Source organism: Natronococcus sp. A-GB7 (assembly GCF_029688865.1).
In the GTDB taxonomy this organism is placed as follows: domain Archaea; phylum Halobacteriota; class Halobacteria; order Halobacteriales; family Natrialbaceae; genus Natronococcus.
On record NZ_JARUKV010000003.1, the window covers coordinates 45,802 to 68,486 of the forward strand.

Annotated in this window: 20 protein-coding genes and 1 pseudogene; 7 read left to right on the plus strand and 14 right to left on the minus strand. The window is 65.5% G+C overall.

Annotated features, from left to right (window positions below; all coding sequences use genetic code 11):
- Positions 1–28: 28 nt before the first annotated feature.
- Genes QA609_RS03625 through QA609_RS03635 form a run of 3 tightly spaced genes read right to left on the minus strand, consistent with a single transcriptional unit; the run spans position 29 to position 2,564 of the window.
- On the minus strand, positions 29–847 hold the full coding sequence (locus tag QA609_RS03625; RefSeq protein WP_278301221.1) for an amino acid ABC transporter ATP-binding protein: 819 nt from the start codon (positions 845–847) through the stop codon (positions 29–31).
- A complete protein-coding gene (locus QA609_RS03630; protein ID WP_278301222.1) occupies positions 844–1,677 on the minus strand; it encodes an amino acid ABC transporter permease in 834 nt (277 codons plus the stop codon). The genes QA609_RS03625 and QA609_RS03630 overlap by 4 nt, the downstream gene beginning before the upstream one ends.
- An 11-nt stretch (positions 1,678–1,688) precedes the next feature.
- Positions 1,689–2,564: a transporter substrate-binding domain-containing protein gene (locus QA609_RS03635; protein ID WP_278301223.1), complete on the minus strand. Its 876-nt coding sequence runs from the start codon at positions 2,562–2,564 to the stop codon at positions 1,689–1,691.
- A gap of 124 nt (positions 2,565–2,688) precedes the next feature.
- On the opposite strand from QA609_RS03635, the gene QA609_RS03640 reads away from it, so the two are divergent.
- Together QA609_RS03640 and QA609_RS03645 are read left to right on the plus strand one after the other, a co-directional pair.
- Positions 2,689–3,876 (plus strand): inorganic phosphate transporter, encoded by a 1,188-nt coding sequence (locus tag QA609_RS03640; RefSeq protein ID WP_278301224.1) that lies wholly within the window; start codon positions 2,689–2,691, stop codon positions 3,874–3,876.
- Between the two features lie 48 nt (positions 3,877–3,924).
- A complete protein-coding gene (locus tag QA609_RS03645; protein ID WP_278301225.1) occupies positions 3,925–4,629 on the plus strand; it encodes a hypothetical protein in 705 nt (234 codons plus the stop codon).
- Here QA609_RS03645 and QA609_RS03650 read toward each other — a convergent pair.
- The gene (locus QA609_RS03650) at positions 4,626–6,014 is read right to left on the minus strand and encodes a hemolysin family protein (protein ID WP_278301226.1); all 1,389 of its coding nucleotides are present in this window, start codon (positions 6,012–6,014) and stop codon (positions 4,626–4,628) included. The two genes, QA609_RS03645 and QA609_RS03650, sit on opposite strands and share 4 nt — an antisense overlap.
- A 95-nt stretch (positions 6,015–6,109) precedes the next feature.
- Here QA609_RS03650 and QA609_RS03655 point away from each other — a divergent pair, with 95 nt between their 5' ends.
- Genes QA609_RS03655 through QA609_RS03665 form a run of 3 tightly spaced genes read left to right on the plus strand, consistent with a single transcriptional unit; the run spans position 6,110 to position 7,572 of the window.
- Positions 6,110–6,442, plus strand: coding sequence for a glutathione S-transferase N-terminal domain-containing protein (locus tag QA609_RS03655; RefSeq protein WP_278301227.1), 333 nt, complete (start codon positions 6,110–6,112; stop codon positions 6,440–6,442).
- On the plus strand, positions 6,442–6,948 hold the full coding sequence (locus QA609_RS03660) for a redoxin domain-containing protein (protein ID WP_278301228.1): 507 nt from the start codon (positions 6,442–6,444) through the stop codon (positions 6,946–6,948). Before QA609_RS03655 ends, QA609_RS03660 begins: the two co-directional genes overlap by 1 nt.
- Positions 6,949–6,987: 39 nt before the next feature.
- Positions 6,988–7,572: an L-threonylcarbamoyladenylate synthase gene (locus tag QA609_RS03665; protein ID WP_278301229.1), complete on the plus strand. Its 585-nt coding sequence runs from the start codon at positions 6,988–6,990 to the stop codon at positions 7,570–7,572.
- On the opposite strand, the gene QA609_RS03670 is transcribed toward QA609_RS03665, so the two are convergent.
- Positions 7,569–8,249 carry a hypothetical protein gene (locus QA609_RS03670; protein WP_278301230.1) on the minus strand — a complete coding sequence of 227 codons (681 nt, stop codon included), beginning with the start codon at positions 8,247–8,249 and terminating at the stop codon, positions 7,569–7,571. The two genes, QA609_RS03665 and QA609_RS03670, sit on opposite strands and share 4 nt — an antisense overlap.
- A 60-nt stretch (positions 8,250–8,309) precedes the next feature.
- Complete coding sequence (locus QA609_RS03675) at positions 8,310–8,900, minus strand: conditioned medium-induced protein 4 (RefSeq protein WP_278301231.1); 591 nt, start codon at positions 8,898–8,900, stop codon at positions 8,310–8,312.
- 168 nt (positions 8,901–9,068) lie between these two features.
- Here QA609_RS03675 and QA609_RS03680 point away from each other — a divergent pair, with 168 nt between their 5' ends.
- The gene (locus QA609_RS03680) at positions 9,069–11,267 is read left to right on the plus strand and encodes a (Fe-S)-binding protein (protein ID WP_278301232.1); all 2,199 of its coding nucleotides are present in this window, start codon (positions 9,069–9,071) and stop codon (positions 11,265–11,267) included.
- A gap of 174 nt (positions 11,268–11,441) precedes the next feature.
- Here QA609_RS03680 and QA609_RS03685 read toward each other — a convergent pair whose 3' ends face one another.
- The 7 genes from QA609_RS03685 to QA609_RS03715 all read right to left on the minus strand — a co-directional run bounded on the left by QA609_RS03685 (position 11,442) and on the right by QA609_RS03715 (position 19,327).
- Positions 11,442–12,173 (minus strand): type 1 glutamine amidotransferase, encoded by a 732-nt coding sequence (locus QA609_RS03685; protein ID WP_278301233.1) that lies wholly within the window; start codon positions 12,171–12,173, stop codon positions 11,442–11,444.
- 105 nt (positions 12,174–12,278) lie between these two features.
- Positions 12,279–13,457 carry an AMP-binding protein gene (locus QA609_RS03690; protein ID WP_278301234.1) on the minus strand — a complete coding sequence of 393 codons (1,179 nt, stop codon included), beginning with the start codon at positions 13,455–13,457 and terminating at the stop codon, positions 12,279–12,281.
- Between the two features lie 66 nt (positions 13,458–13,523).
- Positions 13,524–14,309 (minus strand): alpha/beta hydrolase, encoded by a 786-nt coding sequence (locus tag QA609_RS03695; protein WP_278301235.1) that lies wholly within the window; start codon positions 14,307–14,309, stop codon positions 13,524–13,526.
- Positions 14,310–14,357: 48 nt separating this feature from the next.
- Complete coding sequence (locus QA609_RS03700) at positions 14,358–15,596, minus strand: ArgE/DapE family deacylase (RefSeq protein WP_278301236.1); 1,239 nt, start codon at positions 15,594–15,596, stop codon at positions 14,358–14,360.
- A gap of 78 nt (positions 15,597–15,674) precedes the next feature.
- On the minus strand, positions 15,675–17,186 hold the full coding sequence (locus tag QA609_RS03705) for a tripartite tricarboxylate transporter permease (RefSeq protein WP_278301237.1): 1,512 nt from the start codon (positions 17,184–17,186) through the stop codon (positions 15,675–15,677).
- Positions 17,183–18,070: a hypothetical protein gene (locus QA609_RS03710; RefSeq protein WP_278301238.1), complete on the minus strand. Its 888-nt coding sequence runs from the start codon at positions 18,068–18,070 to the stop codon at positions 17,183–17,185. Before QA609_RS03710 ends, QA609_RS03705 begins: the two co-directional genes overlap by 4 nt.
- Before the next feature lie 198 nt (positions 18,071–18,268).
- Positions 18,269–19,327 carry a tripartite tricarboxylate transporter substrate-binding protein gene (locus tag QA609_RS03715; protein ID WP_278301239.1) on the minus strand — a complete coding sequence of 353 codons (1,059 nt, stop codon included), beginning with the start codon at positions 19,325–19,327 and terminating at the stop codon, positions 18,269–18,271.
- 206 nt (positions 19,328–19,533) lie between these two features.
- Here QA609_RS03715 and QA609_RS03720 point away from each other — a divergent pair, with 206 nt between their 5' ends.
- Positions 19,534–20,838, plus strand: coding sequence for an ArgE/DapE family deacylase (locus tag QA609_RS03720; RefSeq protein WP_278301240.1), 1,305 nt, complete (start codon positions 19,534–19,536; stop codon positions 20,836–20,838).
- Between the two features lie 393 nt (positions 20,839–21,231).
- On the opposite strand, the pseudogene QA609_RS03725 reads toward QA609_RS03720, so the two are convergent.
- Positions 21,232–22,352, minus strand: a pseudogene (locus QA609_RS03725) (Gfo/Idh/MocA family oxidoreductase).
- Positions 22,353–22,685 lie beyond the last annotated feature (333 nt).

Sequence of the window (22,685 nt, forward strand, 5' to 3'; positions counted from 1 at the left end):
CCGCGCTCGACCCCCGGTGTCGGGTTCGCTACTCATGGCGGATGCTCTCGAAGAACCGCTTCGTTCGCTCGCGCTCGGGGTTCTCGAACAGCCGTTCGGGCGGGCCGCGTTCGACGATCTCGCCTTCCGCGAGGAACGTGATCTCGTCGGCCCCGCCGCGGGCGAAGCGCATCTCGTGGGTGACGACGACCATCGTCATCCCCTCGGCGACCAGCCCCTGCATCACCTCGAGCACCTCGTTGCTGAGTTCGGGGTCGAGCGCGCTGGTGGGCTCGTCGAACAGCATCACTTCGGGATCCATCGCCAGCGCGCGGGCGATCCCGACGCGCTGTTTCTGGCCGCCCGAGAGCTGTGCGGGATAGGAGTCGGCCTGATCTGCGAGGCCGACCCGGTCGAGTTCGCTGTCGGCCCGTTGCCGAGCCTCGTTCTTGCTCAGCCCGCGGACCTTCCGAAGTCCGAGCGTGATGTTCTTGCGCGCGGTAAGGTGGGCGAAAAGGTTGATGTCCTGGAACACCATCCCGATCTGCTGGCGGACGGCATTTGGGTCCGCGTCGGAAGCAGTGATCTCGGTGTCGCCGAGGTAGATGTGACCGCTGTCGACCTCGGTTAAGCGATTGAGACACCGCAACAGCGTGGACTTCCCGCTGCCGCTGGGGCCGACCAACACCTCGACGTCCCCGCGGTCGATCTCGAGGTCGATCCCCCGGAGCACCTCCTCGTCGCCGTAGGACTTCCGGACGTCCTCGATGCGCAACAGGGGATCCGTTTCGGTCCCGCGGGCCGAACTCGAGGCGTCGGCGCCGCGCTCCCGTCCAGTACCGTCGGTCGTCTCGGTTCGATCACTCACGACGATTCACCTGGGATTGCGAAGCGATTGCTCACGTAGTCGAGCGTGCGGTTGGTTCCGAAGGTCAACACGAAGTAGATCAAACTGATGAAGAGGATGACTTCGAGTACGGCGGTCGTTTGCTGGGTAAACAGGTCGTGGCTGCGCTTGAGCAGTTCCCCGAGGCCGATCGCGAAGGCGATCGAGGTGTCCTTGAGGACGATCGTGAACTCGTTTTGAAACCCCGGGACGCTGCGGCGCATCGCCTGGGGGACGATCACGTGTCGGATCGCCTCGAGGCGGCTCATGCCGATCGAGCGGGCGGCCTCCATCTGTCCCTCGTCGATGCTCCCGAGTGCGCCACGGAAGATCTGTGACTGGTAGGCTGCGCTCCGAAAGCCCAGCGCGATCGTCGCGGCGATGAAGGCTTCGGGAACGTCCGTCGGCACGGTAAACGGCGTCGGGCCGAGAACGAACTCGATCGAGCGCAGTCCGATCTCGGCGGCGCCGAGGACGATGTCGATGGGCAACACGAAGAACGTGAATATCATGATGACCAGGATCGGCGTCCCGCGCAACAGGACGCCGAACTTCCGAACGATCGCCCGCGAGTAGCCGCTCCCGTAGGCCTCGATCGCGCCGGCGGGGAAGCCGGCGAGAAAGCCGAGCAGGATGCTGGTCAGCGTGAGGAGGATCGTGACGACGGTCCCCCACAGCAGGTAGTCGCTGTTCCGGTAGACGAACTCCCAGTCCTCGCCGAGATACTGGCCGACCTGCTCCTCGCTAACGGGCAGAAGTTGCCCCGCCGGTAGCGCCGTCGAGAGCTCGGTCAGCGCGACGATGCCTTCCATCTCCGATCAGGCTACTCGTCGAACCACTCCTGGGTGATCTCGTCGTACTCGCTGGATTCCTCGACGGCCGCGATCCCCTCGCTGAGCGCTTCTTGGAGGTCCTCGTCGTCCTGTCGAACCCCGAAACCGTACTCCTCGCCGGTCTCGAAGGTGAAGGCGATCTCGACGTCCCGGTCGCCCGCGAACGACTCGGCGACCGGTTCGTCGATGACGATCGCGTCCAAGGTGCCGCGCTCGAGTTCCTCGACGGCGAGGACGTAGTTGTCGTAGGAGGTGTAGTCGACGTCGTCGCCGAGTTCGTCCTCGACGACGCCCTCGCCCGTGGTTCCGGACTGGGCGCCGACCTCGAGGCCTGCGAGGTCCTCGAGTTCGTCGGGCTCGACGTCCCCGCCGGACTGGACCAGTACGGACTGGTCGGCGCTGTAGTACGACTCCGTAAAGGCGATCGACTCCTCCCGTTCCTCGGTGATCGTCATCGCCGCGGCGATGACGTCGATGTTCTCGTTCTCGAGGGCGGGGATCAGCGAGTCGAACTCGAGTTCCTCCCAGTCGCCGAGTTCGTACTCGGTCTCGGCGACGACGGCCTCGAGCAGGTCAATGTCGAAGCCGACGAGTTCGCCGTCGACGTTCATCTGGAAGGGTTCGAACCCCGGCGCGGTACCGGGAACGATCGTCTCGCCCTCCGTATCGCCGTTGCCGTTCTCGCCGTCGTCGGCGACGTCTTCGTCGTCTCCGTTTTCGTCGTCCTCGTCGTCCCCGTTTCTGTCGTCCCCGTTCCCCTCGGCGTCCTCGAGACAGCCGGCCAGACCGATCGTCGTGGCAACCCCGGCTCCCCCGGCCAGCGTCAGGTACTCCCGCCTGTCGAATCTCCGCTGCTGATCGCGCATAGCTACGCTTCGATAAGCGGGCCCACCACTTAACACCTAACGGTATCGACGGCGGCTCTCGGTGGCGAAGACGGCGATTGCAGGTCGGCACACACTTGTAGGGGCCTCCAGTAGTATCAGATAGATGGTCGAACTCGTGACGGTCGCGACGTTCCTGATCGCCGCAGTTGCCAGTCTCTTTATGGCCTGGGCGATCGGCGCCGGCTCGAGTGGGTCGACCCCGTTCGCCCCCGCGGTCGGGGCGAACGCGATCTCGGTGATGCGGGCCGGTTTCTTCGTCGGCATTCTCGGGTTCGCTGGCGCGGTGTTGCAGGGAGCGAACGTCTCCGAGGCGGTCGGGACGGAGCTGATCGGCGGCGTAACCCTGTCGCCGGCGGCCGCGACGATCGCCCTGATCATCGCCGCCGGACTCGTCGCGATCGGCGTCTTCGCGGGGTATCCAATCGCGACCGCGTTTACCGTCACCGGTGCCGTCGTCGGCGCCGGACTCGCGATGGGCGGCGACCCCGCCTGGTCGAAATACGCCGAGATCGTCACCCTCTGGGTTCTGACGCCGTTCGTCGGCGGTGGGATCGCCTACGCGATCGCGCGAACGCTGCGAGCCGAACCGATCGCCGAGGAGTACCTCATCGTCGCGCTGGCGGCGCTGATCGGAGTCATCGTCGCCAACATCGAGTTCGCCGTCCTCGGGCCGCCCGACGGCGGGGCGTCGATCGCCCGAGCGGCCAGCGGCTGGATGCCGGGAAGCGATATCGTCGGTATCGTCGCGATGACGGCACTCATCGCGGCCCTCTGGGCGATCGTCATCGGATACGACCTCCGTAACGGGGTCGAACGCGGCGAGCGACACTTCCTCCTCCTGCTCGGCGGGCTCGTCGCCTTCTCCGCCGGCGGCAGCCAGGTCGGGCTCGCGATCGGACCGCTGATCCCGCTGTCGGGCGACGTCGGGCTGCCGCTGTTCGCCCTGCTCGTCGGCGGCGGGTTCGGACTGCTGCTCGGCTCCTGGACCGGCGCGCCGCGGATGATCAAGGCGATCTCGCAGGACTACTCCTCGCTCGGTCCCCGGCGGTCGATCGCCGCGCTGATCCCGTCGTTCGCCATCGCGCAGGTCGCCGTACTGTTCGGCATTCCCGTCTCGTTCAACGAGATTATCGTCAGTTCGATCATCGGTAGCGGCTACGCCGCCGGCTCCGGTGGCGGCGTCAGCGCCAGCAAGATGGGCTACACCGTCCTCGCCTGGGTGCTCTCGCTTGCCGGGTCGATCGTTATCGCGTTCGGAGGATATCTCGCCATCGAGGCCATCCTGCTCTAGGCGCCCGACACCGAACAGCCTTTACACGACCGGCGGCGAGAGTCGAGTATGGACGCCTCCGAACCGCTCCGGTGGCGACGGGATCCCGACACCTCCCGTACCGTCCGTCTTCTATGGTCGGTCGGCGTCGGGACCTTCTTCGCCGTGAGCGTCATCATCGTCTTCTGGCGGCTGTTCGATATGGCCAGTCAGGTCGGCGGCGAGTCGATCGTCGTCGCTGCGCTGGTCGCCGTGTTGGCCACGGCCGTCGCGTTCGCCCTCTCGAGTAACGCCGAACGCCAGTTCGAGCGTCTCGCCGACAGGATACCGACCTCGATCGACCGGGAGATCTCGCTCGATCGGGCGAGAGACGCGATTCTGGGAACGGTCGGGATGATCGTCGTCATCGGCTCGCTGATGATCGCCGGACGGATCGTCTCCCAGCAGGGACTGTTAGGCGACGTCGGCGCCGGCCCGTTCACCGGTCTGGCCGCGCTGTCGCTCCCGCTGGCGCTCGTCGCGCTGTTGCTCGCCTCGTTCCTGCGCTCGGTCGGCGCCTACGATCCCGACGAGCGGACGATCTACCTCTACGATCCGGACCAGGCGATCGATCTCGACGTAATAAAGGGCGCGTCGGTCCGTCGGATCGGCGACATCGCGATCGTCAACTTCGATTACGCACAGCCCGACGGCCGCTACGTCCAGGGCCCCCGACGAGTCGTTCTGCCGCCGCGGGTCGCAAGCGAGGTCGTCGCCGCCGTCGACGCTCGTTAGTTCGCGTCGGTCTCCTCGAGTTCGTTGGCCTCCTCCTCGCTCTCGTCGTGGCGCTCGAGTTTGTGCAGCCGCGCCTTCATGATGCGGGTGTTCTCGACGGCCTCGACCGTGATACGGACGCCGTCGAACTCGATCTCCTCGCCCTCCTCGACGAGCCGGCCCGCGCGGTTGAAGATGAAGCCGGCGATCGTTTCGAACTCCTCACCCTCCGGGAGCTCGATCTCGAGAGCCTCGTTGACGTCCTCGATGTTGACCTCGCCCCGGACGAGGACAGTGTCGGCGTCGATCTCCTCGATCGGCAGGTCCTCGCCGCCCTCTAAGATCTCGCCGATGATCTCCTCGACCATGTCCTCCATCGTGACCAGCCCCTCGGTGGTGCCGAACTCGTCGATGACGATCGCCATATGCATCCGATTCTCTCGCATCTCAGTCAGCAGCTCGTCGACGTTCTTCGACTCGGGGACGTGTAGCGTCGGCTGGATCAGGTCGGCGAGCTCGAGGTCCTCCGCCTCGGCCTCGCCGTAGTTGAGATCCCGAACCAGGTCGCGGATGTGGACGACGCCCTGGACGTTGTCGAGGCTGCCCTCGTACACCGGGACGCGAGCGTGGCCACTCTGGATACAGGTCTCGATCGCCTCGTCGATCGTCGCGTCTTTCGGAACCGCCGTCATGTCGAGGCGCGGCGTCATCACCTCCTTGACGATCGTCTGGTTGAACCGGAAGATCCGGGTGAGCATCTCGTGTTCTTCCTCCTCTAAGACCCCCTCGCGCTCGCCGGATTCGATCATCTCCTGGATCTCGTCGCGAGTGACGTAGGGCGACTCGATCGCGCCCGTCGAGCCGGTGAGCTTGTTCACCTGCCGAGTCAGATAGTCGAAGAGGACGATCAGCGGGAACAGCACGTACTCGGTGGTCTTGAGCGGCTTCGAGATGCGGACCGCCCACGACTCGGTGTTCTCGACCGCGTAGGACTTGGGGACGCTCTCGCCGAACAGCAGCACGATCGCCGTAATCCCGAACGTCGCGAGCAACACGCCGACCAGCCCGCCGAAGTGAATCGAGAGGACGGCCGTTGCGATCGAGGACATCGCGATGTTGACGATGTTGTTTCCGACGAGGATCGTTACGAGCAACCGGTGGGGATCGTCCTTGAGCGCCTTCACCAGCTCGGCGCCCTCGACGCCGTCCTCAACCATTCCGTCGAGACGGTGTTTCGCGAGGTTGAACATCGCGATCTCGGACGACGAGAAGAATCCCGAGAGCAGAATGAGCACCGCGACAGCGAGAACGCCGAAGATCGTCACGGTCGACTCGTCGACCTCGAGACCGACGAACGGGACCTCGTAGGCGGCGAGCACGACCTCGAGCAGCGGAGACAGCGCCATGATGTCCTGACTTAACACCCGATCGGTTAACCGTTTACCATTCTTTGCCCCTTCCTGACGACACGTTTACCCCGTCCGTCCCCCAACGAACGGCCATGTCCAAGGCCACCAATCGTGACGACGGACCGGCGATCACCTTCTACCGGCTCCAGGCGTGTCCGTACTGCGAGCGCGTCGCTCGCGCGCTCGGAGAGCTGGGACTCGAGTACCGCTCGCGGTTCGTCGAGCCGCTGCACTCCCGTCGGGACGTCGTCAAGCGCGTCGCCGGCGTCCGCACCGTCCCAGTCATCGTCGACCACGAGACCGGCGTGACGATGGCCGAGAGCGCCAACATCGTCGACTACCTCGAGTCGACCTACGGCGCCGGCTCGGCGGCCGACTCGACGACGGCCGACGGGGCGACCGCCGAAACCGGGGGTGACGACTGATGCCCGAGTTCGACGTCGTCGAACTCGAGCCGACCGACCACCTCGGGCCCGGCGAGACGGCGCCCGACTTCACCAGACCGCTCGTTACCGACGAGTTCTGGGAAGATCGCTCGCTCGCGGAGTTCGTCGACGGCCGGACGATCCTCGTGTTCACCCCGATGATCGGCTCGTTCGTCGCCAAGTACGTCTGGGACGAGCTGGCCGAGCGGGGCTGGCTCGAGCGCGAGGAGCGGGTCGTCGGGGTCACGGCCTCGACGCCGTACGGTATCTCCCGGTTCCTCGACGAGAACGACCTGCCCGTCGAAATCTTCGCCGATCCGACCAACGGGATCGCCGCCGACTACGGGATCGCTCACGATCTCGACGGGATGACCGGTATCGGCGAACCCCGATTGGCGTTCGTCGCCCTCGAGGCCGACCGATCGATCGAGTCGGTCTGGGTCGCCGACGAGTGGCCCGAGTTCCCCGACTACGAGGCCCTCGAGGCCGAACTCGGTCTCGACTAACGCGGTGCGTTTTTGCCGGTTCCGAGCCGATGGACGACTATGAGCGAACTCGAGTCGGCCGCCACCGCTATCCGAGAGGGCGAGCTAGTCGTCTACCCGACCGAGACCGTCTACGGCCTCGGCGCGAACGCCGTCGACCCCGACGCCGTCGAGCGAGTGTTCGAGGCGAAGGGACGCGACCGATCGAAGCCGGTCTCGATGGCCCTGCCGTCGGTTCCGTCGGCGCTCGAGTACGTCCGCGCGACCGACCGCGAGCGCGAATTCATGGCGAAGTTCCTCCCGGGGCCCGTGACCGTTCTCTGTCGGCGACGCGAGATCGTCCCCGACGAGCTAACTGCGGGCGAGGATCGGGTCGGGGTCAGGGTGCCGGACCACGACCTCGCGCTCCGGCTCTGCGAACGGGCCGGAACGCCGATTACGTCGACGAGCGCAAACGTCAGTGGCCGCGGGAGCGTCCGCAGTGTCGACGAGCTCGAGCCGGCGATCCGCGAGGCGGTCGCGGTAACGATCGACGGCGGCGAGACGGAAGGTACCGAAAGCACCGTCGTCGACGTCTCGAGCGGGACAGTTCACCGTCGCGGTGCGCGTGCCGACGAGATCGAGGCGTGGCTCGACGCCCACTAACCGAATCCGAGCAACGACCGTAGCGTCCGCGTTCGAACGCCACACTGCTCGGCGAACTCGCAGGCTCCGCACTTCGCTCGGTTGTCGATCCGCGCCGGCGGCCCGTCGAGTTCCCGCACGGCCCGTAATGCTCGACGGTACCCCGCCTTCCGTCGGGTCGTGAGATCGATCCGCCGGATCGTGCCGTGGGCGGGGTACTCGAGCCAGGCGCGCTCGATCGAGCGCTCGTGCTCCCAGGCCAGCGCCTTCGCGGCCGCGACGGCGTGGACCGACTGGGACTCCCAGACGCCGTTCTCGGGGGGTTTTCCGGCCGAGACGAGGACGGGCTCGACAGGGTCTTCGAGGACCTTGTGGACGATCCCCCGACAGTGGCGCCCCGTCGCGAGGACGGTTCGCCCGTCGGGCTCGCGAAGACGCCCCCAGTGGTCCGCCTCCGCGAGCCGCCGTCGGGTCTCGGCGAGTCGGTCGCGGTAGGCCGCCGGCGGAAGGGCGATCGGTTCGGATGCGAGGTCGTCGATCGACGCCTCGAGCAGGGACTCGTAGCGGGGCTCGAGATCCCGAATTTCCGTAACCTCGGGTGGCGGTTCGCGCTCGTCGTCGTCCTGCCGGCGCCGATAGTAACACTTCCGCGGGCAGTAGGCGGCTGTCCGGAGATCGCTGAAGGCGACGTGTGACACGGGCGGTCTGGCCGCGCCCTCGTACAAAAACTTCGCCTCCGTCGCGACGGATTCGTCCCGCTAGAAGTCGACGTCGGTCTCCATCCCCTCGGTCGCGTCCTCGAGGCCGTCCTCGCGGACGTCGGTCGCCATGCGTTCGGAGAGGTCGGCGTCGGCGAGAACGCTGTCGAACTCGTCGCGGTAACGGTCGTTGGCCGCCCGGGACTCGTCCCTGGCCGCGGCGACCCGGCGGTAGCGGCCGATGCGCTCCTCGCTGACGTCGTACTCCTCGGCGAGTGCGGCGTCGTCCTCCTCGCGCTCGCGGATCGCGGCGAGGTCGACCTCGTCGGCGTCGCTCTCGTCGATCAGGTGCAGCGACAGCCGGGCCTCGAAGACGTCGTCCTCGTCGACGCCGAGCTCCTCGGCCAGCTCCGCGTCGGAGCGGTCCTCGTAGAACCCCTCCGCGACGCGGAGGTAGTCGTCGGTCGAGAACGGGCCCTCGAGCCCGTAGCGCTCGTTCATCTGCGTGACGACGCTCTCGAGGCGCTCCCGGTCCGTGCGTTCGTCCTTCTCGAGGGAGCCCCGGTCGTCCTCCTGGGCCTCCGTGACGGTCTCCTCGCCGTCGGTAACGTCGGTGAAGATGTCGCGGAGTTCTTCGGTTTTCTCGTTCATGAGTGGACACTCGCGGGGGGCGGCTATATAAGCCTGTTGGCAGAACGGGTCGGCGACCGGTAGTTCGCAGAAACTCAAAATATCTAGTCAATTTACGCAAGACGACGGAGGGGTACGTGGGACAATCTCGTGACAAGAATTAAGTCACGGCTCCCCGCCTAATTGAACATGAACGTCCTCGCGCAGACGGAGGTGACGAGGGAGACGTACTGGGGGCTCAGCAGCACGGAGTACGCGCTGTTCTATCTCCTGGCGACCGTCACGATCCTCGTCTTCCTCTACGGAGTGTACAGACGATTTACGCGGTACACGGCCGGCGACGACGACCCGTTCGCCCGCCTCGACGATCTCGGCAGCCGGATCGTCTCGAGTACCAAGATCGTACTCTCGAACGAGAAACAGTTCGACAGAGACCTCTACGGCGGGCTGATGCACGCCTTCATCATGTGGGGGTTTCTCACCTTACTAATCGCGACGACGATCCTCTTCGTCGACGGCTACTTCTGGGAACCGTTCCAGGGCTCGTTCTGGGTCGGCGACTTCTACCTCGCCTACCAGTTCATGGTCGACGCGATGGGACTACTGTTCGTCGTCGGGATCGGGATGGCGATGTATCGGCGCTACTGGGTCCGTAACGAACGCCTCTGGGATCGTCACACGAGCAGCGAGGACGACATCTTCATCTGGACGCTGTTCGCGCTGGGCGTCGGCGGCTTCCTGCTGGAGGGACTGCGTATCTACGCGACGGGGATGCCAGATCACGAAATCGTCAGCTTCGTCGGCTGGGGGCTCGCCTTGCTGTTCCAGACGATCGGACTTCCCGTCGTCGAAGGAACTGCCACGGATCCGAACTACACCGCACTCGGCGTTCTCGGCTTCAACGCCGAGACCTTCCACTGGCTCGCCTGGTGGTCCCACTCGCTGATCGCGTTCTTCTTCATCGCGTGGATTCCCTACGCCAAGCCGTTCCACATGCTTTCGTCCTTTGCGAACGTCGTCACCCGCGACGAGAAGGCCGGCAAGCGTCTGCCGAACGTTCCCGCCGATCTGGACGCGACCAACGCCGAGTCGATCGAGGACTTCACCTGGAAGGAGATGCTCGACCAGGACGCCTGTACCAAGTGTGGACGCTGTTCGTCGGTTTGCCCGGCGAAGGCCTCCGACCGCCCGCTCGACCCGCGCAACGTCATCCTCGATCTCAAAAAGTACCGCGAACAGCGCGCCGAGGGAGGTGAGGAGCAACCGATCATCGCCGACGGCGGCACGAGCGTGATCGACACCGAGACGATGGAGTCCTGTATGGCCTGTATGGCCTGTATGGACGCCTGCCCGGTCGAAATCGAACACCTCCAGTCGTTCACCCGGCTCAACCGCCAGATGACCGACCAGGGCGACATCGCCCCCAGCATGCAGGACGTCTTCCAGAACGTCATGCAGGACGGCAACACCTTCGGCGACAGCCCCCGCTCTCGTGGAGAGTGGGCCGACGACCTCGAGTTCGACGTCACCGACGCCCGCGAAGAGGAGGTCGACTACCTCTGGTACGTCGGCGACTACCCCAGCTACGACGACCGCAACAAGAAGGTCGCCCGCTCGCTGGCGGCCATTCTCCAGGAGGCTGACGTCAGCTTCGGCATCCTCTTCGACGACGAGAAGTACGACGGTAACGACATCCGCCGCGTCGGCGAGGAGTTCCTCTACATCGAACTCGCCGGCCACCACGTCGAAACCTGGGAGGACTGCGAGTTCGACAAAATCGTCTGTACCGACCCCCATTCGTACAACACGTTCAAAAACGAGTACCCGGAGGTCGACTTCGAGGAGTTCGCCGACGACCCGATGATGCCCTTCGACTACGAGGAGCAGTGGAACGCAGACGGCGAGATAGACGTCTACCACTGGACCCAGGCCGTCGAGGAACTCGTCGAGGAGGGCAAGCTCGACCTATCGGGTACGGAGCTCGACTACACGGTCACCTACCACGACCCCTGCCACCTCGGTCGGTACAACGACGAGTACGAGGCCCCCCGCGAGATCATCAAGGCGACGGGCTGCGAACTCGACGAGATGCCCCGCAACCGCGACGATTCCTTCTGCTGTGGCGGCGGTGGCGGCGGGCTCTGGATGGACTTCGAGGAGGAACCCAAACCCAGCGAGGAACGGCTTCGAGAAGCCCTCGAGGACACCGACGCCGGCTCGAGTGTCGAGAAGTTCGTCGTCGCCTGTCCGATGTGTATGACGATGTACGAGGACGGCCGCAAGACCGGCGGCTTCGAGGACGACATCGAGGTCGTCGACGTCGCCGAACTGCTCGTCGAGGCGATCGACGCACAGGAGAAGGCCGGACTCGAGGTCGCGGCGGAGTAGCCGACTGCCGATTTTCGGTCTGAGGTCGCGATGGTGTGCCCGAACGTAGTTTCGCTACCGCTACTCGCTCGCGGTCGTCTCGGGATCGATTCGATTCGGCGGCTCGAAAAATCGGGAGCCGAGGGTGCTGCGCTCGGCGATCGGCTGCGGCGGTATCAGTTCTGTCTGTAGCGATCAGTCCGAGGATCCGGCCCTCGTCGACGTTGCTCCGCTCGAGGTGGCCTCGGTCGACTGCAGTTCGGCGACGTACTCGAGGAAGTTCTCGAAGACGAGCTTCGCCTCACAGGCCTGCTGGTAGTTCTCGTCGGTGATCTCGGCGAGCACCGAGTCGCGCCGTTCGTCGGACAGCTCCTTGCGGTGGACGAGTTCTCGGGCCGTCCGCTGGTCGTACTCGGGGTGGAACTGGACGCCGAAGACCCGGTCCTTTCGGAAGCCGTGGTTGGAGTACTCGTTCTCGGCGAGGGGTTCGGCGCCGTCGGGCAGCGCCGAGACCTCGTCGGCGTGGCTCGTGAAGGCGGTGAACTCGCTCGAGATCCCCTCGAACAGCCGCGACTCCCCGGAGTGTTCGATCCCGCTGTAGCCGACCTCGTAGGCACCCATGTCCTCGACGGTCCCACCCAGGACGTCCGCGAGCAGCTGGTGGCCCCAACAGATACCGAGAAACGGCACGTCTCGAGCGACCGCCTCGTCGACCCACTCCTTGGTGGCGGTGATCCAGTCCTCGTCCCAGTAGACGGACGTTCGTGACCCCGTGACGACGGCGCCGTCGAAGGCATACGTCTCGGGCAGTTCCCCCTGCGTGATATCGAACTCCGCCAGCGAGGCGTCGAGTTCGCGTCGGAAGTTTCGCGTCGTGTTCGCGTCCTCGTGAGCCGCGTTCAGGACGGCGATGCGTAGCTGACCCATCACCACTCCCTGGCCGCTCGGAGGAAAAATGCCTTCTGCTACGGCCGGACGTTGCCGGCACCTCGAATCGCTGTGAAATCGGATCGTCGCGAGCCCTCGACGTCCTCACGGCCGGCGGTAGCTGCCGTCGTCGCTCCGATGGAACCGCTCTCCGGTGTCGAACCAGCCGTCGACGAACCCCGACTCCACCTCGCCGTCGTCGCGGTCGTCGGCAGATGTTGCGTACCCGTCGGCGACAACCGGGCCCGAAAGCTGCAACCGTCCCGTCGCCTCTTCCTCGAGGACGACCTCCTCGTCGTCGACCAGCCGCGCGTCGCAGTCGAGGACCGGCCTCCCGATCACGTCGCCGTCCGTCGGCCCCGACACCGTCCGAGTCGCCGCCGTGGGACACGCGGGCACGCCGTAGGCTCGCGAGACCGTGACGCCGTACTCGAGCAGCGTCTCGACGGGCGCCTCGTCGACGGCGTGATCGCAGATCGCGCGCTCGAGGCCCGCGAGCGCGTCGGCGTTCTCGTCGATCGTGAGTTCGCGGATCGGCGCCCGTCGACCGGAGACGACCGTCACCCCGCTCTCCTCGATCGCCGTCAGCGTGTCGCCGGGATCGAACGCCCGATCGAGCAGGAGCTGCCCGCCGACGTACAGCACGGGGAGCGCGGTTCGGAACAGTCCGTCGACCGTCGAGAGCGGATCGAGAACGAATCCCGAGTCCTCCCGGGAGAGGTTCCACTCGAGGACGGCGTCGATACAGTTCCACTCGACGGTCTCCGACGAAAGGGTGGCCACCGACTCGCCCGATTCGCCGTGGACCGCGAGCAACGGTGCGTCGTCGGATCGCTCCGTTCCGGCGTCGACGGCGGACACGTCGGTTTCCGCGAGCTCCTCGAGTGTGGCGGTTCGGTCGTGGGGAATCGAGCGCACGAGGTCGCGCTGGGCCGCCTCGGCGACGACGATCGCGGGCTCGAGCGTCTCGAACGGACGGGTCACCGTCGCGGGCGTCAGCCGGTGTGAAACCGGAGCGAGCGTCGCTCCGAGCCGACGACACGCGAAGACGAGCGCCAGCGACGCCACCCGGTTTCGGGTGACGAGACAGACGGTGTCGCCGGAGTCGACGCCCCGTTGCTCGAGCGCGCCGGCGAGGCGACCCGCGATACGGGCCAGCTCCGCGTAGCTGACGCGGTCCTCGTCGACGGTGTCGGCCGGCGCGTGGAGGCGGTCTTCGGCAGCGTCGACGATCGCCGTCCGGTCCGGGAAGCGCTCGGCGCGACGGGCCAGCGAGAGAGTCACGCCGGTATCTTCGGCGGCCAGCGCCGTAGTAGCACGGGGAGACAATCGCAAGCCGGAGTCGATCGTTCAGCGGTCGCCGTCCGAGCGCTCCTCGAGAAAGCCCAGCAGCCGATCGTTGACCGTCCGCGAGCGCTCGATCCCGACGAGGTGGCCCGCGTCCTCGAGCGGGACGAACTCCCCACGAGGGAGCCCGGCCGCGAGCTCGCGGCCCGCATCGGGCGAGACGAGTTCGTCGGCGGTTCCGTGGAAAACGCGAGCGGGTTGAGTCACCTCGACGAGCCAGTCACGGGCGTCGAACTCCTCGAGGGCGGCGAGCTGTGCCTCCCACCCCTGCCTCGTGGCGTCGCCGTCGGCTCGCCAGTCGACGATGCCGTCGACGACGTCGGGCTGGGACTCGCGGAAGTCGGCGGAGAGGCCCGACTCGAGCGAGGTCCGAAGGGCCGCGCGGTCGTCGGGATCGGCCAGCAGGGGCTCGAGGTCGAACGCCGACGCGCGGGCGGCGGTGCCGAGCAGCGACAGTGTTTCGACCCGCGTCGACTCGCGGGCTGCGGTGAGCGCGACCGCACCGCCCAGTCCCGCGCCGACGAGGTGGGCGTTCCGGGCGTCGACGGCGCCGAGAACCGCCTCGAGGTCCGCGACGAGCGTTTCCATCGAGTACGGTCCGGGCGGCACGTCCGATCGACCGGTCCCCCGAAGATCCCAGACGATGGTCTCGTAGGGACCGGTCAGCGCGGCGTGTTGCCACCCCCACGACCAGCCGCCGAGGCCGGCCTCGGGGACGAAGACGACGGTCGGACCGTCGCCCTCGCGGTGGTAGTACAGCGAGACGCCGTCGTTCGAGGCGGTGGGCATACTCGAGGAGTGGCGTTCGCGGCCCAGGTCGGTTTCGGTTCGCGAGGATCAGTTTGCGAGGTACGACTCGGCGGCCGTTGCCAGCGTCTCGCTCGCGACGAGCACGTCGTCCCACGCGATCGTCTCCTCGGGGAAGTGTGCCTGCTCGATGTTCCCCGGACCGAACAACACCGTCGGGATTCCGGCCTCGACGTAGTGGCGGCTGTCGGCACCGTAGGTTCCGGCCTGCGGGTCCGTCGCCTCGAGCCCCTGGGCCGCCATCGCCGACTGCACCGCCCGGACCACCGGCTCGTCGGGCTCGATCTCGGCGGGTTCGAACTGGATCGAGAACCGCTCGAACTCGCAGTCGACGTCGGTTTCGGCGACGGCCTCTGCCACCCGCCGGTCGAACTCCCGCTCGACCTCGTCGACGGTCTCGCCCGGCGCGACGCCGATGCGGATCTCGGCGACGAGTTCGTCGGCGACCGAGGAGGCCCAGCGTCCCGCCTCGAGACAGCCGACACAGACCGGCCATGGGATCGGAAACTCCTCGTACAGCGGATGGGTGACGCGTTCGCCGCGTTCGGTCTCGAGTTCCTCGAGCGCCCGTCGGATTCGCTCGAACGCGGGCAGCACCGACTCGCCGCGCCAGCGCGTCGCCGCGTGGGCGGATCGGCCCTCGAGCCGGAGTCGTTTCATCAGGCTTCCCTCGGTCGCGACCACCGGTCGGCAGTCGGTCGGCTCGGCGACGATCGCCGCGTCGCGTTCGAACGGGTAGGGGTTCTCCAGGGCCGCGGCGGCCGCACCGATCCCGCCTTCCTCCTCGCCGGCGACGCTCTCGACGACGAGCCGGCCGTCGATCTCGGGGCTCGAGGCCTCGAGCTGTCGGGCCGCGAACACGCAGGCCGCCAGCCCGCACTTCATGTCCGCGGCGCCCCGAGCCGTGAGTCGGCCGTCGGTCCACCGGGGCTCGAACGGATCGCCCTCCCAGCCGCTGCCCGCCGGCACCACGTCGACGTGGCCGTTCAGCACGAGCGTCCGTCCCGCGTCGGGGTCGCCGAACTCGAGCACGCCGCCGACGCTCGGCCTGTCGGTCGTCTCGATATCGGTAGGATCGTCGGGAAACGAAGGATGGTCGGCGAGCGTCTCGGCGTCGGCCTCCCACCGGTAGGTTTCGAAGCCGGCAGACTCGAGCGTCCCTTCGATCCACTGCTGGGCTGGCGCCTCGTTCCCTGCCGTCGTCTCGAACCCACAGAGTTCGTCGGCGAACGCTCGCAGTTCCGCGTCCCACGCCGTCGCGAAGTTCATACTCGGGACAGGAAGCGAGTCCTCAAAATACCGGGTGGCCCGACGCGGTCACGGAGTCGGTCGACGGCGGGAGAGCGGTTACGCCGACTGCCAGTCCTCCCACCAGCGCTTGATGAACGGGCCGAACAGCAACGCCGCGATCAGGATCGAGAGGAAGAGGGAGATCCACCGACCGTACTCGAGCGGGTTGACGAAGATCATGTAGGAGCCGTCCGACAGCTGGAGGGCGGTGTAGAGGTTCTCCTCGGCGATGTCCCCGAGGACCACCCCGAGGACGAACGCGATCACCGAGTAGTTGTACCGCACCATGTAGAAGCCGATCACGCCGAAGACGATCACGGTCAGGATGTCGATCGGGTTGATCCGGAGGGCGTAGGTCCCCAGGAACGAGAGGACGACGACCATCGGGATGATGTAGTCCGTGTCGATCTTTGTCAGATATCCCAGCTGGGTCACCGCCGACAGCCCGAAAATGAGGATGACGACGTTGCCGACCAGCAGCGCCAGCAACATCGTGTACGTGAGCGTCAGCTCGCCGCTGGGGTCGAACATGCTCGGCCCCGGGCGGAGATCGTGCATGAGCAGGCCGCCGATGAGGACGGCCGTCGACGAACTCCCCGGAATACCGAACGAGATGGCGGGTACGAGCGACCCCGCGACGGTCCCGTTGTTCGACGCTTCGGAGGCGATGACACCGACCTCGTTGCCCGAGCCGAAGGAGTCGGGATCGTTCGAGGACCGGACCGCCTCGGAGTAGGCGACGAAGTTCGACACCGTCGCGCCTGCGCCGGGGATCGCGCCGACGATCATCCCGATGTTCGCGGACTTGAACACCGTGATCGGGTGTTTGAGCGTCGACGTGATCCCCTCGGTGACGCCGGCCCGGTCGATCGTGACCTCGCCTTTCGCGATGCCGCCCTCCTGGCCGGCGAGTTTCATCATCTCCGCGATCGCGAACAGCCCGATCAGGACGGCGACGAAGTCGATGCCGTCGTAGAGGTACATCGTCTCGCTGTAGCGCTGGTCGAGCGACATCGGCGCGATGCCGACGGTCGTAACCAGCAGTCCAGCCACGCCGGCGAGGATCCCCTTGGCGAACGACCCCCGCGTGACGACGGTGATCATCGCCAGCCCGAGGATCGCGACGAGGAACCGCTCGGGCGTCCCGACCGCCAGCACCATCTCGATCAGCGCGGGCGAGAACAGGATCAGCGCCGTGATCGTAAAGAGGCCGGCGAACGCGGAGGCGGTCGCCGAGATGGCAAGTGCTGTCGCTGCCCGCCCCTGTTGTGACATCGGATAGCCGTCGAACATCGTCGCCGCCGATGACGACACCCCCGGGGTGTTGATCAGGATCGCGGCGATCGAACCGCCGTACATCGACCCGCTGTAGACGCCGACCAGCAGGATGATCGCGTTGGCGGGATCGAGCGGTAAGGTTAGCGGCAGGATGATCGCCATCCCCAGCGGCGGTCCGAGTCCGGGGAGCCCCCCGACGATGATCCCGACGATGACGCCGGCGAGCAGCCAGAACATCGTCTCGGCGGTCAACAGTGCCTCAACCGCACCGAAGAACGATTCGACGGTCATCCGAGCATCACGCCCCACTGGAGCAGGTCACCGGCGTGGATCCACAGTCCGAGCAGGTCGTCCGGTGCCGGAAGTTCCCAACCGGTGAGCCATCCCTCGGCGATGTCGTCCTGGATGAGGTCGTAGAACAGGTAGGCGGTGACGAAGCTGAGGACGGTGAGCGCGACGGCCCTGATGACGTTCATCCGAACCCAGAGCGTCCAGGCGATGACGAAGATCGGGGTCGCGTACAGCATCCCGATCGTGAAGGTCAGCAGCATGTAGCCAACACAGAGCAAGCCGGTGACGACCGGCCCCTTCGGGTCGTCAATCTCGTAGACGTACATCGCGGCCGACTCGCTCTCCTCGTCGCTCGAGGTCTGATCGGCCGCTGCTTCCGGGTCGGCCTCGTCGGCCGGCGGTTCCTCGCGTTCGGTTTCGTCAGCCGTCGGTGCCTCCGTCGTCTCCTTGTCGCCCATCACCTGCATCGGCTCGGCGACGAAGGACTCGACGGCCTCGCCGAACCGCTCGCGGAAGCCGACGACCGCGACCAGCAGTCCAACACCTGCGACGAGCGATACCAGCCCGCCACCGTCGGCGAGGAACGTGGTAGCGCCGTCGTACGCGAGGTACGCACCAAGCCCGGCGCCGACCAGCGGGGCGACGACGGTCAGGTGGTTGCGAGCGAGCAGGAGGAAGGCGAGAACGGCCGTTCCGCCGGCCATGAGTCGCGGGAACGTCTGGGCGTCCGGCGCGAACTCGGAGGCGCCCTGATACATGTAGACCCCGACGACGAGAAACAACACCAGCAGGACGTGTTCCATCGTCGGTCGCTCGCCCAGCACCGTCTCGAGGGGTGCTCGAGCGCGGTCTGCGATCGAGCCTACGGTGTCGTCCTGTTCCATGGCTGGTCACGGTTGACGGCGTGGGCTTGGATCGCGTTCCGGTCGGCGCCGGTCCCGATACGACGTCGGCTTCGAGATCCGCGAGTAGTTCCGGCAGCGATAGATTTGTTCTTTGACATCTCTCTTTTTTCCGTAGCTTGGAAGCAACGCAGTCGGCGTTTCGAGTCGGAATCAGCTTCGGTGTTCTGGTTCCGAAGATTACTCCTCTTCGTCCTCTTCCTCTTCGACCATCTGCTGGAACTCGTCGAAGCCGCCGATGGTGTCGTCGACCTGCGATTCGATCTCGTCGACGCTGCCGACGTACTGATCCGCCGCGTCGTCCATATCTCCGAACTCGACGATGTTCCCGGTCTCTTCCTCCCACTCCTGGGTGTCCTCGGCCTCGGTCGCCTCCTGGATCGCATCCATGAGGACCTCGCGTTCCTCCTCGGGCGTCTCTGGCGGCGCGACCTGTACCTGGTAGAACTCCGTGATCCAGGCCAGGCTGTCGCCGTAGTCCGTGATCGGATCGATGTCGGGGAAGACGTGATCGAGGTCGATATCCATCAGATTGACGATGGCGGTCGCCTCGCCCGACTCCTCGGCGGCGACGGCGGACGTGTTCGTCGCGAACCCGGCCGCCACCTCGCCGCCGATCACCGCCTCCATCGTGGGACCGCCCCCGTCGTAGGGGACGGCGCTGTCGTAGTCGAGGTCGTACTCTTCGCGAAGCAGCAGCGTCGACAGATGGCTGTCACTGCCGGCACCCTGGTAGCCGAAGCCGCTGATCTCGCCGTCGGCGTACGCGTCCCGGAGCGACCCGAAGTCGTCGATACCGGCCTCCTCGGCCGCGTCGTCGTTTACGATGAGCGTGTACCCGAAGACGCCGGAGTGAGCGATCGGCTCGAGGTCGTCGGGATGCCAGCCGTCGACCTCCTGGGCCCGCCAGGTGAACGACCATCCCGGCGGGTTGACGGTCCCGAACGTGTATCCGTCGGGATCCTGCTGGGTGAGCCACTCGCTTCCGAGCATGCTGCCTGCACCCTCCCGGTTGTCGATCTCGATCGACTGGTCGAGCGGCTCCTCCATCAGCGGTGCCATCTGGCGTGCGTACGTGTCCGTTCCGCCTCCCTCTCCCCAGGGGATCATCCACGTAAGCGACTCCGAGGGGAAGTCGCCGTCGTCCCCGTTGTCGTCCTCACCGAGACACCCAGCAAGCCCGGTCAATCCCACGGCCCCAACTGCACCCGTTGTCTGGACAAACGTTCGACGGTCCATGATAACGGAGACCATGAATCAAGAGTACATAATAGTTTTGGATTTCAGGAGCGCGATCCGGGAAATCATTGAATTCATTATATTATCCGGAAGACCGTTACTGATCGCATATCTCGACGCTATTGCTGAATATGTGTAAGTAACAATTCAGGATCTGGCAGTCGAATCGTCCGTACCTATATCGTTCGGCTCACCAACTGTCTCGTATGGACGAACGAACGAGGAGGGGTCGAGTCGAGGACGCGATCGCGGATCGAGAGGACGACCTGCTGGAACTGCTCGAGGACCTCGTTGCCGCGAAGTCGGTAACAGGGTACGAACCGCGTGGACAGGACGTAATGTGCGAGGCGTTCGACGACCTCGGGCTCGAGGTCGACACCTGGAAGCCGAGCGTCGAGGACCTCGAGGGCCACCCCGGGTTCTTCCACACGTCGTCGTACGACGAGCACGGCTACGAGGGTCGGGAGAACGCGGTGGCGACCGTTGCGGGTTCCGGTAACGGGCCAACTCTCGCGCTCTCCGGGCACATCGACGTCGTCCCCGCCGACCCCGAATCCGCCTGGGAGTCCGATCCCTGGACGCTCCGGCGCGAGGGTGACGAACTGTACGGCCGCGGCGTCTCCGATATGAAGGGTGGGCTCGCCGCGATGCTCGTCGCCGTCGACACCCTGCAAGCGGAGGGGATCGAGCTGGCCGGCGACCTCTACGTCCAGAGCACGATCGAGGAGGAGGCGGGCGGCGTCGGCGGCCTGCTCTCGGTCCTCGAGCAGGGGTACGTTCCCGACGCGGCGATCGTCCCCGAACCCTTCGGCCTGCCGAACGTCGGCATCGCCAGCGCCGGAGTGATGTTCTTCGACGTGACGGTTCCGGGCAAGAAGGCCCACGCGGCGTGGGGTCACCAGGGCGTCAACGCCTTCGACAAGGCCTGTCTCGTCCGCGGGACCCTCGAGGGGCTGAACGACGAACGGCAGGCCAGGATCGACTTCCCGCCGGCCTACGGTGCCGATCCCGACCTCGAGGGCCACGTGACGAACATCAACCTGGGCGTCGTCGAGGGTGGGGACTGGCCCGCCTCGGTCCCCGCGGAGGTAACCCTGAAGGGACGCGTGGGGTGGCCGCCCGGGGAGAGTCGCGCCGAGGTTCGCGAGGCGATCGAGGGGGCGATCGCCGACGTCGCCGACGGGGACGAGTGGCTCGCCGAGAATCCGCCGGCGGTGGAGTGGACGGGCTGGAACGCCGCACCTCACGAGGTTCCCCGCGATGCCGAAATCGTCGAAATCGCGAAACGAAACGCCGAGTCGATCACCGGCGAGGACGGCACGTTCGTCGGCGGCAACGCCGCGCTCGACGAGCGCTTCTACCAGCGCTACTACGATGTCCCAGTCGTCACGGCGGGCCCCTACGGGCCGAACCTCCACGGCGTCGACGAGTACACGACACTCACGTCGCTGGTCGAGACGGCACAGACCATCGCGACGTCTGCGATCGACTACTGCGGGCTCGCGGAGTAACCCCCGATAGCGTCTCGAGGAGCCATAGAAGCTCCGATACCCACCTTCGACTACCCGACGAGCGGTGTGTACAGGCGGAGGCGGTTTCACTGCGGTAGCGCCACAAGCGCAGCACCCGCGAGCGACCATCGGGAGCGAGCGGCTTTTTAGCGTAGATTTTTGGAGTCGAGTGGGACCGGCGGTCCCACTGACCATGCGAACGGGCGCTTCGCGCCCGTGAGCAGAGAGCGGTGAGCGAGCAACGCAAGCGAACCCGACGAGAAAAAGGGACGTGTGCAGCACCAACTGAACAACCCATATCTACATTATCACAATCTGCGTGCTGACTTCAGAGGATTCGTTCTTCATACGTTTCTCAGGAGTGTACAACAAATTAAAAACTGCATCAGGCAGTCACTCGACAGTTACCCGTTCACCAGTTTCATCGCTCCGCTCGATCGCATCGAGCACACGTTGCACGGCCAATCCGCTCTCGAAGCTTGGCTCGAACGCTTCGCTTTTGGTCACAGAAGTAAGGAACTCGTAGTTTTCGTGGACAAAGAGATGTTCCAAGCCCAAGTACGTCAACGGGAACCACCGATCATTGTATGGATCTGAGAATTCAACCATAGGGATCGTCTGGTAGCCACGATCGTCTGAAGCTCGGTACTCGAGTTCGTTCAGTCGCTCACTCGAGAAGCGAATGCTTCCCTTCGATCCGTGGATCGTGATCGTGTGATCGTTATCGTGTCCCGGAACGACGCGCGACGCCTCGAATCGCCCGCTTGCCCCATTTTCGAACGTTACATGGGCGACAAACGCATCATCCACATCAACCTCGCGACGTTCAGTGGCCTGCCCTTCCTCGGCTGGGACGGGTCGCTCATCGACGAACGTTCGGAGTTGTCCGCTAACGCTGACAATATCTCCGACTCGCTCACCCACCAGGAACCGCGCCAGATCAATCGTATGCGCACCCAGATCACCGAGTGCGCCTGTCCCGGATAGCTCGGCGGAGTTGCGCCACGTCCACGGGGCCTCAGGATCGACGAGCCAGTCTTGGAGGTACTCCCCTCGCACGTGGCGAATCTCACCGATCGCACCGTCGTCGATCAACGCTTTCGCATACTGGATCGCGGGCACGAATCGAAACACGTACGCAGCCCCGCGATTGCGTCGGATGCACGGGCGGCCTCGGCCATCCGTTCCGCATCCGCCACGGTATGGGCCAGCGGTTTCTCACAGAGGACTGGGATATCGGCCTCAAGCGCCGCGATCGAGGGGTCGGCATGGACGGCGTTCGGGCCGAGATTGTAGAAGACATCCACCTCGTCGATGACGCCTTCCCAGGTGGTCGCCGTATTCTCAAATCCTAACTGATCCGCCGTCTCAAAGAGTGCCTGCTCGGTGCGACCGATGAGTGTGTGCCGATTGACCGTGGGCATCTCCGGAAAGACGATTGGCAGCCGGGAGAGCGCGTTCGTATGGGCGCGACCCATAACTCCATATCCGAGCATCGCGATGTCGAGCGTCACGTCCGTTCACCTCGGATCCCGCCCCTGATCGACCACGCTGCTCGAAGTATCTCCTTCTCGTTCGTATTTTTGTGTTTCAAACCGTTGAGAGAACGGGTAATCCACTCGTGATCTGTTGATAGTGTTTCTGCCATAGGTTGCTTCCTCCCTTATTGTGGGATGCAGTCACATGGCGTTAACTGGTGACGAATCTGCATCAACCAGATAAGAGGCAGATGGTGACCGATTCGCGCGCTGTATGCAGCAGCGACCGACGAAGCTACCAAATCCCTGCAAACAAAGCCGTGCTCAATATAGAGTGTGGATGCAGCAAACCAGCTTCGTGTCCCGAGT